This window comes from Protofrankia sp. Cas3, from assembly GCF_963555955.1.
Taxonomy (GTDB): domain Bacteria; phylum Actinomycetota; class Actinomycetes; order Frankiales; family Frankiaceae; genus Protofrankia.
In genome coordinates, this window is the sequence record NZ_CAUVXP010000175.1 from 1 (window position 1) to 11,673 (window position 11,673).

Consider the following 11,673-nt stretch of genomic DNA (forward strand, 5'->3'; position numbering starts at 1 on the left):
GCGGATAGCCCCGGCCGCCACCACATCGACACCCTCGTCGCCGCACAGTTCTGCACCGCCCACTTCCCGCAGATCACGACCCTCGAGGACTTCAACCTCGACCACGTGCCCTCGCTGCGCCGCGACGTCCTCGCGCACCTGGCGACCGGCACGTTCATCTATAGCTCGGCGGCCCGCGCGCGGGCGGCCTGACGGATCAGGTGGTCGCGCTCGGCGACGTCCGTGGCCCGGCGGGCGGCCTGCGTGTACGCCGCGCCGGCGGCCGGCAGATCGCCGTCGAGCTCGTGCAGGTGGCCGCGGACCGCATGCCACCGGTGGCGGTCGCCGAGCACCTCGCGCAGCCGGTCGGTCTCGCGCAGCCCCGCGACGGCACCGAGCACGTGGCCGACCGCAACAGCGCGGCCCAGCACAGCGGCGGGGTCCTGGTGCACCGGGTCGTCGGTGAGGGCGACCAGGTCGTCGTACCAGGCGAGGATCTGCGGCCAGTCGGTCTCCGCGGGGCTTGCCGCGTCGTCGTGCAGGGCGGCGATGGCGGCCTCGACCTGGTAGCGGCCGGGGCGCTCCAGTGCCAGCGCTGACTGCAGGACGCGCACGCCCTCAGCGATCTCGCGGGTGTCCCAGCGGCCCCTGTCCTGCCGGTCGAGGGTGACGATCCGGCCCTGCCCGTCGAGTCGCGCCGGGAGCCGGGCGTGGTTGAGGAGCATCAGCGCGAGCAGCCCCCGCGCCTCCGGTTCCTCGGTGGCGAGGGTGAGTTGACGGGCGAGCCGGATCGCCTCGGCGGCCAGGTCGACCCGTCCCGCGTGCCCGGTCGTGTAGACGAGGTACAGGACGCGCAGCACGACCGCGAGGTCGCCGGGCTCGTCCAGGCGGCGCCCGCGCAGGCTGCGCTTGGCCCGGCTGATCCGCTGCGCCATGGTCGCCTCCGGGACGTAGAAGGCGTCGGCGATCTCCCGGGTGGTCAGGCCGCCGACCGCCCGCAGGGTGAGCGCCACCTGGGAGGCGGGCGCGAGATCGGGATGGCAGCAGCAGAAGAGCAGGAAGAGAGTGTCGTCTCCGGTCTCGGTGGTGGGCGGCTCAGGCTCCGGCTGTTCGTGCAGCATGTCCTCGCGGGCGCGGCGGGCGGCATCGCTGCGGCGCGCGTCGATCAATCGCCGGGTCGCGACCGTGGACAGCCACGCACGCGGGTCCTGCGGCGGGTGCTCGGGCCAGACGCGCAGCGCCTCCATGAGCGCCTCCTGCAGCGCGTCCTCGGCGGCGTCGAAGTCCTCGCCGCGGCGGACCAACCCAGCGAGCACCCGGGGGGCGAGGGCGCGCAGCTCACCCTCGTCCACCCGGTCGGTCGGCTGGCCGGACACGCCGGTCAGACGCCGGACGCCGGAGCGGTCATGACCTCCCGGACGTCGATCCACTCGTAGAGCGGCTTGGCGCCGGGGCCGGGCTCGGAGGAGACGTAGGCCGCGATCTCCAGCGCGCGCTCGTGGGACTCCACGTCGATCATGTACCAGCCGGCGACCAGGTCGCTGGTCTCGGGGTGCGGGCCGTCGGTGGTGACCGGCGCGGCGTCCGGGCCGCCGTAGCGCACCCAGGTGCGCGCGGGCACGAGCGCCTGGGCGTCGACGTACTCGCCGCGCTCCTCCAGGAGCTCCGCGACGTGGCGGAGGAAGGCCATGTGCGCCTCCACGTCCTGGGGGGCCCACTGGTCCATCGGGGGCACGGGACGGTGCGGCTCCGGGCCGCCGCGGTAGTGCTTGAGCAGCAGGTACTTCGGCATGGTGATCTCCTGATGTCGCGGCCGCGCCTTTCGCGGCCCTCGCCTGGTGAGCGGAGCCGGTCAGAGGTTCTCGACATGGAATCACGCATGAGGAGTTGTTCTCCGTCACCCGCTCCACGGTCTACCGGGCCCTCGCGCGCGCTCGCACCACGACCGCCTGACCGGGCACGGCCGCTACCCTTTCGAGGTTCCTCGGCAGCTGACGGCAGCCCGGGAAGCGGCCCACATGACCCAGCGGCAGCTGGCCCAGGCGTGCGGAGTCCACCAGTCCGAGATCAGCCGCATCGAACGCGGGCAGATCAGCCCGACTTTGGACACCCTCACCAGGCTGGCGGCCCCCCTCGGTGTCCGACTCGCGATCGTCGATGCCGATGGACGCCCCATCTCCGCCTGAACCCCGCCGGTCGCAGCCCATCACCACGGTCACAAAGTTCATCGTGGTACGGGTCCCGTCCCACCCGGGCTACGGAACGTACGTTCGAGATGGGCTGCGGAGCCCCGGTCACGGTCTGGGATGCCGCGGGTCGGAGCCTGACAGTAACCGTCGAACCCGCGGCATTGCCCCTACCTACACACGAGAAAGGGACACTCCCGCAACTGGATAACGCCGACCGCGCCGGCCCCGACCACCCGGTGTGATCACGCATGCCTGCGGCCGGATCCAGCCCCACCGGTAATCCTCACCTCAGACCGCGGGGTAATAGCGGCGTCTCGGGTCGCTGGGGCTGGTGCCGATCTCCCGGACGAGTCCGCGTTCGGTGAGGGCGTTGAGGATTGCCTGGTCGGTTTCATCCATGGTCGGCGCGGCGACGCGGGTGGTGAACAAGGTGACGCGGAATTCGATCTTTCGACTCTGTGACGCGGCTGGTTGGCCAGGGTGCGGCACGAGTGTGGTTAGCGGCCGGCGCTGGCCTGCTGTCCGCCTATGAGGGCGGCTAGCCCGTCGAGTACCCGGGCCAGGCCGAACTGGTATGCGTGGTCGGGATGATAGGCGCTGCCATGGGCGGCGCCGGCGGCAGTGCCGACTCGGGCCGCAGTGGGGTAGGCGGTCGAGTCGAACACGCGGGCCAGCAGGGGTGCGTTGGCGGCCCACCATTGTTCGTCGCTCATCGTGCTGTCGAGCTGTGACGCCCGGGTGCTGATGGCCGCCCGGGCTGCGGCCTGGACGAAGGTGAGCAGGTAGGTGAGGGCGTCGTCGATGGCGACGTCGTCAAGGCCCAAGCCGTTGAACGCGGACAGTTCGTACTCATATTTCGCCATGAGCCCGGGCCCGAGGGGTGGCCGGGCGGTGGATACGTCGGCGATCCACGGGTGCATGTCGAACAGGGCCCGGTTCTGTTCGGCGATGGCGGTGAGCCGGGACCGCCAGGACTGCCTGTCGACCGGGAGGCGTTCCATGCGGAGGTATACGGCGTCGAGCATGACGTCGACAAGTTCAGCCTTGCCGGGGACGTAGGTGTACAGCGCCATCGTTGAGACGTCGACGGCACGGGCGACACTGCGCATGGACATCCCGTCCAGGCCAGCCGTGTCGGCCAGCGTGATCGCGGCGTCGACGACCCTGTCGACGGACAGTCCCTGCTTGGGTCCGCGCGCCGACTGCCCGAACCCGGGCTCGCGCCACAGCAGCGCCAACGTGCGAGCTGGATCACCTGAACCGCTTCGGTAAGCGGGCATCGCTCGCCCCTCGCCTACGTTGTACGACGTACAGAGTACCGTGTACAGAGTTCTTTGCCGGCAAGTCGAGGAGTCCTGATGCAGGTCACATCCACCACCCTTTCATTGACGGTCGACGACGTCGCAGCCTCCCGCGACTTCCTCGTCGATCACTTCGGATACCGGGAGAGGGTCGTCGCCGAAGGTTTCGTCTCCCTGGGCCGTGACGATGCCGCCGTCGACATCGTGCTGCTGCGGCGAGGGATCGAGGTGCTACCCGAGGGTCTGCGCGACCAATCCGCGGCCGGCGTGATCGTCGCCCTGGTCGTGGCCGACCTTGCCGCGCAGGAGGCGCGACTGCGTCGGGAAGGGGTGCCGATCACGATGCCGATGCAGGAGGAGGAGTGGGGCGAGCGGCTGTTCCAGGTCACCGACCCGAACGGCGTCGTCATCCAACTCGTCGAGTGGGTCGACGGCGGGCACTCCTGGGCCGGCGACCGAAGCTGATCGGACCACGCACCGCACACCATCCGACGATCAGGGAGAGCGGGATCATCATCCACGACGTCATCCGCGTCCGCGGCGCCCGGCAGAACAACCTCGACGGCGTCGATGTCGACACCCCCAAACACAAGATCACGATATTCGCCGGGGTGTCTGGATCGGGGAAGTCGTCGCTGGCGGTCGACACGATCGCGGCGGAATCCAGACGGCTGCTCCACGAGACCCATGCGGCGCTCATCCAGTCGCTGCTACCCAGCTCCGGCGGACTTGGTCGCGTACCGCGTCGTGGCGCTTCTTCGTGACACCGCTGTCCTCCCACGTGCGGAAGAAATCGTAGAACCTGGGCCAGGGAGGGAATCCCGCCGGCAGCGCCCGCCACACGCAGCCGTTGTGCGTCACCTACAGGATTGCGTCGACGATTTCCCGGCGGCTGGTGCTTCTTCGGACGGCGGTCCTTCTTCGGCGCGGGCAGAAGCGGCTCGACCACGTCCCGCTCCTCATCCGAATCCGACAGCTCCGAAGTCCCGACGGTCAGGTGTATCGGGAGGAGTGCGCAGTGCGCACGGCGGCCAGTCGATGTCCGTGGAACTGTCGGATACAGCATCTACCGTGTACCGATACCGGAACAGGAAGGCGGCCGACGTGAGCGACATCCTCGCCGAACTCGCGCGAGTCCGTGACGCCTTCGACAAGCCGACCCTGCGGCTGCTCGATCGCAAGTGGGCGCCGCTGGTCCTCGCTGTCTTCCGCACGACGTTCACCCGTGACCAGCGCGCTGTCGCTGCCGAGCGCCTGCACCAGCAGGTCGACAACTATTTCGACGAGCTCCGTCTCGCTGGCGAGCCTGTCCCCGACGGTGTCGGCCGGGCACTGTGCATGCAATGGCTCGGTCACAACTGGCTGGTCCGCACCCGCGACGACGACGGCGCCGAGCACTACACACTTACCTCGTACACCCTCGAAGCGCTCGACCTCGTCCAGGCCCTCGCCCGCGACCGCACCCTCATCAGCGAGTCTCGCATCCACACCATCCTCGACGTCGTCCGCCGCTTCGCCACCGAAGCGAACCCCGACCGGCAGACGCGCATCGAACGGCTCAACACACAGATCGCCGAGCTGACCGCCGAACGCGACCGTCTCGAAGCCGGCGGCGACATCCAACCTGCTACCAACGACCAGATGCTCGACGGCTACACGAATCTGTTGTCGCTCATCGGGCAGTTGCCCAGCGACTTCAAGCGCGTCGAGGAAGCCGTCGCCGCGATGCACCAACAGATCATCAGCGACTTCCGGGGTGAAACCCGTCCCATCGCCGAGGTCATCGACGACTACCTCGCGAAGTCCGACTCGCTGATGAAGCTCACCGCTGAAGGGCGTGCGTTCGAGGGTGCGTTCACACTGCTGCGGGACGAGCCGCTGCTGGTCGACCTGCGCCGCGACCTCGACATCATCCTTACGCACCCGTTCGCGCAGGCACTCACGCCCGCCGAGCAGCGCGAGTTCCGCCGCACAGTGAAGATTATCCAGGAGGGCATCCGTGACGTCCTCACCCAGCGGCAACGCTTGTCCGCGACGCTGCGCGACCACATCGTCCACTACAACGTCGTCCATGACCGCGAACTCGACGTCACCCTGCGGCAGATCAACCTGCAGCTCGCGAGTTGGATGCGCGCCGCCGGCCCACGCTCCAGGGTCGGCATCGAAGTCGTACCCGCGAAAATTGACGTCAAGCACCTGCGAGAACGTTTCTGGGACCCCGCCGAAGACGCCCTGCCACCGCCGCTGGAGGAACTCTCCGACACCGTCCCGCCCGTACTAGACCTCGACGCCATCCGCAACCAGGGCGGCCCCACCCTCACCCGGCTCCGCCAAGAGCTCATCGCCGCCACGGCCGTCGGCGAGCTCGACAGCATCGCGGAAGTGTTCGCGGCGTTGCCGGACGACCTGCGTCGGCCCGTCGAACTCCTCGGACTCATCCACCTGTTCCTCGGTGCCCGGGCCGACAGCCCCGACAGCGACATCACCGACGCCGGAGCGCACGTGGCCGCATTCGCACGGGAGGAACGCGTGGAAGCGGTCCGCCCTGACGGTGCCCGCCGCGTCTTCGCCATGCCGGTCCTGCCGCTGCGCACGGCCGCCGCCGACGTCCTCGCCGAAGGAGTCAGCCCATGACCGCCACAGCCGGCGCCACCTACGGTGACCGCACCATCAGCCAGCCGGCCCAGCGGCTTACTGACGATTACAGCGAGCAGAAACCGATGGCCGTCCCCGAACCGGTCATGACGGGCCTGGCCGACGATCTCGACTCCGACGATCTGGACCCCGACGACGAGTTCGACAACGAGTTCGACAACGCTGGCAGCGACGCGTTCATCAGCGGACCCGGCGTCGTTGAGGATGCCGACGTCGACGGCCGCAGCGTGTCGCTGTTCGAAGGCGACGAAGGCACCCTCACCTATGGGCAGCGCCGTACCCTCGTGTACCTCCTCAAACAGCGCTACATCAGTGCCGAGCAGAACCCCGCCGAATGGCGCACCCTCATAGACGCTCAGGTTCCATTGCGGTCCCGGCTCAACGACCTGTTCCTCGACCTGCACGTCGATCTGCACGCACAGATCGCGTTCAAGCGTCAAGCTGTCCCCGAAGGCGACGGACGCTTTCCCACCCTGCTGCACGACATCGCGCATACCCGCGAAGAAACCATCCTACTGATCTTCCTCCGGCAGCGGTTCCGGTCCGAACGCGCAGACGGTACGGACGCGGTCCTCGTCGACCGCGAAGAGCTTCTCGACGCCGTTGCGCACTTCCGCCCGCCGGGTGCCAACGACCGCTCCGGCGATGCCCGCAAGGTCGAGAACGCGATCGTGTCGCTGCAGCGCTCCGACATCTTACTCAAGACCGCGGATGAGCAGCGGCTGCGTGTCGCCCCCGTCATCGAAGTCCTCTTGCCTTTGCAGCGCCTGCAGGAGCTCCTGGACACCCTTCTCACCCTCAACGGCCAGATCCCCGCAGCCGACGCGGGCAACCGCACCCTCGCGGCCCAGCTCGACTTCGGCGCCGAGCCCACGGCCAACAGCACCAGCCCTGGGGAGGACCTCGGCTGGATCGACTCAACTGACGGCGACACCGACACGACAGGACGGCGCGCATGAGCCAACCGGCGCTGCTGCCTGATCCGACCGAGACCGGCGAGACCCAATGGATTGCCGAGTCGATGCAGCTGGTCAACTGGGGCGGGTTCCACGGCTGCACTCTCATCGAGTTCGACGCGGAAGCGACCCTGGTCTCTGGCGCGTCCGGCACCGGGAAATCGACCGTCCTCGACGCCTACCTCGCGCTGATGATGCCGTCGGACACCCCGTTTAACGGAGCGTCCAACGATGCGGCTGCCGGCCGAGCCCGCAACCCGGAGCAGCGCAACCTGCTCACCTACCTGCGCGGCAAGACCGACGACAGCCGTGAAGCCGGCACCGGAGCACTCACCGACAAGGTGTTGCGTGGCGTCGACGGTCCCACCTGGGGCGCGATCGCGTTGACGTTCGCCGATGGTGGCGGCCGCCGGCTCACGGTGCTACGCACCTACCACGTGTCGCGTGGCGCTGTCACGTCCAAGGACGTCATGATGAAAATGGCGACCCTCGAAGGGCGTCTCGACCTGCGCGAGCTCGAGCCGCTCGCTGCGGCCAAGTTCGACAAGGGCGCTCTGAAGACCCGCTGGCCGTCGATGTTCGTCGCGACCTCCTACACCGAGTTCGCGCAGCGGCTGTTCGACCGGCTCGGCATCGGCGCCGGAGGAGACGGCGCCAAGGCATTGCGGCTGCTCGCCCGCATCCAGGCTGGGCAGCAGGTCCGCACCGTCGACGGGCTGTACAAGGCGATGGTCCTCGAGCAGCCCGCCACCTACGTCGCCGCCGACAACGCCGCCAAGCATTTCGACGACCTCGACGCGTCCTATCAGGAGATGCAGACCGCCGCGGCGAAGCAGCACACCCTTGCGCGGCTGCCGCAGCTGTGGGACGAGCGCGGACAGGCCCACGCCGACGAGAGACTCATCGACACATTCGGCGCCACTCGCACCGGCGACACACCATTCCTGCTGTGGCAGCTGCGCACCCGTGACCGACTGCTCGACGTCGCCACACGCACCGCGCTTGAGTCCCGCCCGCTGCTCACAGAGCGCACCCGCGCCGCCCGCAAGGAGCAGACCCGGCTCAAGGGCGAAATCGCCGGTGTCGAAGAGGCGCGACGCGCTGCCGGCGGCGACACCATCGAGCGCCTCAAGGCCGAGATCGAAGCCGCCCAGGGCGCCCGCGACACCGCCCGGGACCGTCGCAACCGCTTCGCCGCGAGCACCATCGACCTCGGCATCGACCCGGCGACAGCAGCCGACTTCGCCGCCGCGCAGACCGCCGCGCGGACATTCCTCGGCGAGCTGCCCGCCACGCTCGAGGAGCTGGCAGACGAGCAGGCGGGCCTGCGCAAGAAAGGCTGGCCCGCGCAGGCCCGCCGCGCCGACCTCGACGCCGACCGTAACTCGCTCGCGGGGCGCACCGGCCGTGTCCCGCGTCGGTTGCACGAGGCACGCCTTGCGATCGCGGCCGCCGCCGACATCGACCCGGCCCAGCTGCCGTTCGTCGCCGAGCTCATCGACGTCGCATCCGGCGAGCAGGAGTGGCGCAAGGCCGCCGAAGTCACCCTCTACTCGATCGCGCGCATCCTGCTCGTCGACGACCGTCGCCTGCGGCAGCTCTCACGCGCCATCGACCCCATCCGCCTGCCGATCCGCGTCCAGTTCGAAGGTGTCGCACTCCGCTCCCACGCAGAGGAGCCCGGTAACCCGCGTTACGTGTCCGGCAAGCTGCTGTACAAGGAGTCCCCGTTCAGCTGGTGGATCCGCGAGCGTGTCACCCGCCGCAGCACCGACCACCTATGCGTCGAGACGCCTGCGGACCTCGACGGCGACGGAGCACGCGTCACCCGCAACGGGCAGACTCGCAACGGCCGCCGCGGCGCGCACGGCGACCTCACCGACGCATCCGTCATCGGGTTCTCCTCCGCCGACCGGCTCGCCGAGATCAACGCTGAGATCGCAGCCCTCGACGTCTCCCTCGGGGACCTCCTGCGCCGTGAAGCCGCGTTCGGCCAAGAGGCGCTGCGGCTGCACCAGCTCGAGGGCGCGCACAAATGGGTGCAGGCCACCGAATGGGCAGACATCGACGTTGACGGCAGCCAGGCGTACCTGACTGGCAAGCAGGGCGAGCTCGCCCGACTGCTGGCGGCACATGACGTCCTCGCGGCCCTCGACGAACAGCACTCCGGCCTAGAACAGCTGATGTCGGAGGTGCAGGCTGAGTTCGTCCGCGCGAACGACCGCCTCGTCGTTGTCGAGGCCGAGTACGCGAAGCTGTGCGAGCAGCAGGACGAGACGACGCTCGCGATCGACCACATCGATGCCGACGGCACCGTCACACTCACCGACAGTCAGCGCGACTACCTCGACACGGTCTTCACCGACGTCGGCAGCCTCGACAGCCTCGCCGACTTCGACCGCAGCCTGCCAAAGATCCGCTCCCGCCTGATCGAACGAACGTCGAGCGCCCGGGAGGAGGTCTCCAAAGCGACCAACACCTTGATCGGCATCTTCGAACAATTCCAATCCCGCTGGCCCGACCCGAACCGCGGCGTCGGCATCGACTCCTACCCCGAGTACCGCGACATCCTCGACAAGATCGTCGCGGTCGGCCTCGCCGAGCGCCGCCACGAATGGCGCCGCCGCCTGTCGGAGTGGAGCGGGCAGGACCTTGTCCCTCTGTCGGGCGCGTTCGGCGCCGCGTTCGACGAGATCCGCGCCCGCCTCGACCCGATCAACGACATCCTCGCCGCCCTGCCGTTCGGCCCCGCGAACGACCGGTTGCGCATCTCGCTGAGGGTGCTTCAATCCGACGATGTCGCCCGGTTCCGCAGACAACTCGCGCACCTCGCATCCGGCGTCACCGACGACGGCAGCGACGAGCAGGCCGAGCAGCGGTTCCTGCAGCTGCGGTCGTTCATCGCGCTCCTGCGCAAGCCTGACGACAGTGCGAGACCGGCCGGCGTCAACCGCGACGTGTACCTCGACGTGCGCCGGCACGTGGAGATCACCGCCGTCCGCGTCGACGTCCATGGCCGCGAGCTCGCCACGTACGCGTCCCTCGGCGGCAAAAGCGGCGGCGAGACACAGGAGCTGATGGCGTTCGTTGTCGGCGCCGCGTTGCGCTACCAGCTCGGCGACGAGGACCGCCGGCCACGATTCGCCCCCGTGTTCCTCGACGAAGGCTTCATCAAGTCCGACTCCGAGTTCGCCGGCCGGTCGGTCCAGGCGTGGAAGAAGCTCGGATTCCAACTGATCGTCAGCGCTCCACTCGACAAGGTGACCGCGCTCGAGCCAGCCATGCCGCTCATCCTCACCGTCACCAAATCCCCAAAGGGCTACTCGCACGTGACCCGACTACGCGGCATCGACGACGAGACCCCGGTCTCCGTTACCAACCCGGCCGGGCCACGCACGTGATGAACCCATGGTCCTTTCCAGGTCCTCGGCCGACGGGGAAAGTAGCGACTGCTCAGAAGCGATGATCGGATGAGATGATGATGAGCCGTGCCGAGTAGCCGGAGCTCGCGCGGCCGTGAACCAGAAGATCGCGAGATGACGGTGCGCGAGATCTTGATCGAAGCGCCTGCCGGTACTGAAGGGCCGGAAGAAGCTCGACCGAGCTGGCAGACTGCTGGCATTGCAGGTAAAATACAAGCATGACTGCGATCACGATCCGCGACGTCCCGGACCCGGCTCTGGAGACGCTGAAGCTCAAGGCCGCGCAGTCGGGCCGCAGTCTGCAGGCCTACCTGCTCGACCTGGTCACCCGAGATGCCCGTACGCCGACCCTCGCGGAGATGATGGCCCGCCTCGACCGTGAAACGCACGCCGAGCTCGCTACCTCGGACATCCTGGCCGCGATCGACGAGGGCCGGGAACGCGGGTGAGCAGTCCGGCGGCCGTGATCGACTGCTCGGCGCTGATACGTACGTTGACCGATCACGGTCCGACCGGGCACGCGGTGCGCCACCGGCTCGCCAGCCTCGCGTCGCTCGTCGCGCCCGGACTGCTCGACTACGAGGTGGTCTCGGCCCTGTTCGGGATGGTCCGCGGTCGGAAGCTCACCGCACGGGAGGCGGAGAAGGCCATCGGCGACTACCAGCTCCTACCGCTTGTGCGGCACGAGACGCTGATCCTGTGGGCACGCGTCCGCGACCTACACCACAACCTCAGCGCCTACGACGCCCAGTACGTCGCCCTCGCCGAGACCTTGGGATTGCCGCTGATCACCAGCGACGCCCGCATCGAACGCAGCGCCGTCACCACGTGCCCCGTCGAGGTCTTTGCATGACGCGGGAGCCAGGTCCCAGCACCTGGCAGGCGGATGGGTAGGCCCCGAACGTTTGGGTGATCAGGCGGCATCGCGCGGCCAGGGCATCCGGAGACTACTGCGCGTCGAGCAAATCTCCAACGGCTTCGCCGAGTACCGCAGCGCCGTACGGCACAGCGGCACTCCAGTCGCTGGCCGCCGATTCACCGGCCGAGTCGGAAACCCACTTCAGTGCCCGCACCGGAGTGCCGAAAGCCTGGCATGCCATTGCGACCGCATAGCACTCCATGTCCACGATCGTCGCGTGTTGCTGCAGCGCCGCACGCCGTACCTTGTCCG

The 11,673-nt window shown here is 68.6% G+C and carries 11 protein-coding genes and 3 pseudogenes; 9 read left to right on the forward strand and 5 right to left on the reverse strand.

The window, feature by feature from the left end; all coding sequences use genetic code 11:
• A pseudogene (locus U9983_RS23360) lies at positions 1 to 192 on the forward strand (hypothetical protein); the annotation flags it as partial.
• Here the strand turns inward: U9983_RS23360 and U9983_RS23365 are convergent.
• Positions 159 to 1,355 carry an RNA polymerase sigma factor gene (locus U9983_RS23365; RefSeq protein WP_322756078.1) on the reverse strand — a complete coding sequence of 399 codons (1,197 nt, stop codon included), beginning with the start codon at positions 1,353 to 1,355 and terminating at the stop codon, positions 159 to 161. The pseudogene U9983_RS23360 and the gene U9983_RS23365 overlap by 34 nt on opposite strands.
• A gap of 5 nt (positions 1,356 to 1,360) precedes the next feature.
• Positions 1,361 to 1,771, reverse strand: a complete 411-nt coding sequence (locus U9983_RS23370; protein ID WP_322749714.1) for a YciI family protein — start codon at positions 1,769 to 1,771, stop codon at positions 1,361 to 1,363.
• A gap of 199 nt (positions 1,772 to 1,970) precedes the next feature.
• On the opposite strand from U9983_RS23370, the gene U9983_RS23375 reads away from it, so the two are divergent.
• On the forward strand, positions 1,971 to 2,165 hold the full coding sequence (locus tag U9983_RS23375) for a helix-turn-helix transcriptional regulator (RefSeq protein ID WP_322756088.1): 195 nt from the start codon (positions 1,971 to 1,973) through the stop codon (positions 2,163 to 2,165).
• 500 nt (positions 2,166 to 2,665) lie between these two features.
• Here U9983_RS23375 and U9983_RS23380 read toward each other — a convergent pair whose 3' ends face one another.
• Positions 2,666 to 3,448 (reverse strand): TetR/AcrR family transcriptional regulator, encoded by a 783-nt coding sequence (locus U9983_RS23380; RefSeq protein ID WP_322756079.1) that lies wholly within the window; start codon positions 3,446 to 3,448, stop codon positions 2,666 to 2,668.
• A gap of 78 nt (positions 3,449 to 3,526) precedes the next feature.
• Here U9983_RS23380 and U9983_RS23385 point away from each other — a divergent pair, with 78 nt between their 5' ends.
• Positions 3,527 to 3,934, forward strand: coding sequence for a VOC family protein (locus U9983_RS23385; protein WP_322756080.1), 408 nt, complete (start codon positions 3,527 to 3,529; stop codon positions 3,932 to 3,934).
• A 29-nt stretch (positions 3,935 to 3,963) separates the two neighbouring features.
• Positions 3,964 to 4,188: pseudogene (locus U9983_RS23390) on the forward strand (hypothetical protein); the annotation flags it as partial.
• Here the strand turns inward: U9983_RS23390 and U9983_RS28100 are convergent.
• Positions 4,166 to 4,330: a transposase gene (locus U9983_RS28100; RefSeq protein ID WP_416211498.1), complete on the reverse strand. Its 165-nt coding sequence runs from the start codon at positions 4,328 to 4,330 to the stop codon at positions 4,166 to 4,168. The pseudogene U9983_RS23390 and the gene U9983_RS28100 sit on opposite strands and share 23 nt — an antisense overlap.
• Before the next feature lie 243 nt (positions 4,331 to 4,573).
• Here U9983_RS28100 and U9983_RS23400 point away from each other — a divergent pair, with 243 nt between their 5' ends.
• From U9983_RS23400 to U9983_RS23420, 5 genes are all read left to right on the forward strand, one after another.
• The gene (locus tag U9983_RS23400; protein WP_322756082.1) at positions 4,574 to 6,103 is read left to right on the forward strand and encodes a DUF3375 domain-containing protein; all 1,530 of its coding nucleotides are present in this window, start codon (positions 4,574 to 4,576) and stop codon (positions 6,101 to 6,103) included.
• On the forward strand, positions 6,100 to 7,083 hold the full coding sequence (locus tag U9983_RS23405) for a DUF4194 domain-containing protein (RefSeq protein WP_322756083.1): 984 nt from the start codon (positions 6,100 to 6,102) through the stop codon (positions 7,081 to 7,083). The genes U9983_RS23400 and U9983_RS23405 overlap by 4 nt, the downstream gene beginning before the upstream one ends.
• On the forward strand, positions 7,080 to 10,481 hold the full coding sequence (locus U9983_RS23410; RefSeq protein ID WP_322756084.1) for an ATP-binding protein: 3,402 nt from the start codon (positions 7,080 to 7,082) through the stop codon (positions 10,479 to 10,481). Before U9983_RS23405 ends, U9983_RS23410 begins: the two co-directional genes overlap by 4 nt.
• 239 nt (positions 10,482 to 10,720) lie before the next feature.
• A complete protein-coding gene (locus U9983_RS23415) occupies positions 10,721 to 10,951 on the forward strand; it encodes a FitA-like ribbon-helix-helix domain-containing protein (RefSeq protein ID WP_322756085.1) in 231 nt (76 codons plus the stop codon).
• Positions 10,948 to 11,355: a type II toxin-antitoxin system VapC family toxin gene (locus U9983_RS23420; RefSeq protein ID WP_322756086.1), complete on the forward strand. Its 408-nt coding sequence runs from the start codon at positions 10,948 to 10,950 to the stop codon at positions 11,353 to 11,355. The genes U9983_RS23415 and U9983_RS23420 overlap by 4 nt, the downstream gene beginning before the upstream one ends.
• Positions 11,356 to 11,449: 94 nt before the next feature.
• Here U9983_RS23420 and U9983_RS23425 read toward each other — a convergent pair.
• A pseudogene (locus tag U9983_RS23425) lies at positions 11,450 to 11,673 on the reverse strand (nucleosidase); the annotation flags it as partial.

Excerpts from the sequence above, each read along its gene's own strand:
- U9983_RS23370 (WP_322749714.1), bottom strand. The coding sequence starts at position 1,771 with ATGCCGAAGTACCTGCTGCTCAAGCACTACCGCGGCGGCCCGGAGCCG.
- U9983_RS23380 (WP_322756079.1), bottom strand. The coding sequence starts at position 3,448 with ATGCCCGCTTACCGAAGCGGTTCAGGTGATCCAGCTCGCACGTTGGCG.
- U9983_RS23385 (WP_322756080.1), top strand. The coding sequence starts at position 3,527 with ATGCAGGTCACATCCACCACCCTTTCATTGACGGTCGACGACGTCGCA.
- U9983_RS23405 (WP_322756083.1), top strand. The coding sequence starts at position 6,100 with ATGACCGCCACAGCCGGCGCCACCTACGGTGACCGCACCATCAGCCAG.
- U9983_RS23410 (WP_322756084.1), top strand. The coding sequence starts at position 7,080 with ATGAGCCAACCGGCGCTGCTGCCTGATCCGACCGAGACCGGCGAGACC.
- U9983_RS23415 (WP_322756085.1), top strand. The coding sequence starts at position 10,721 with ATGACTGCGATCACGATCCGCGACGTCCCGGACCCGGCTCTGGAGACG.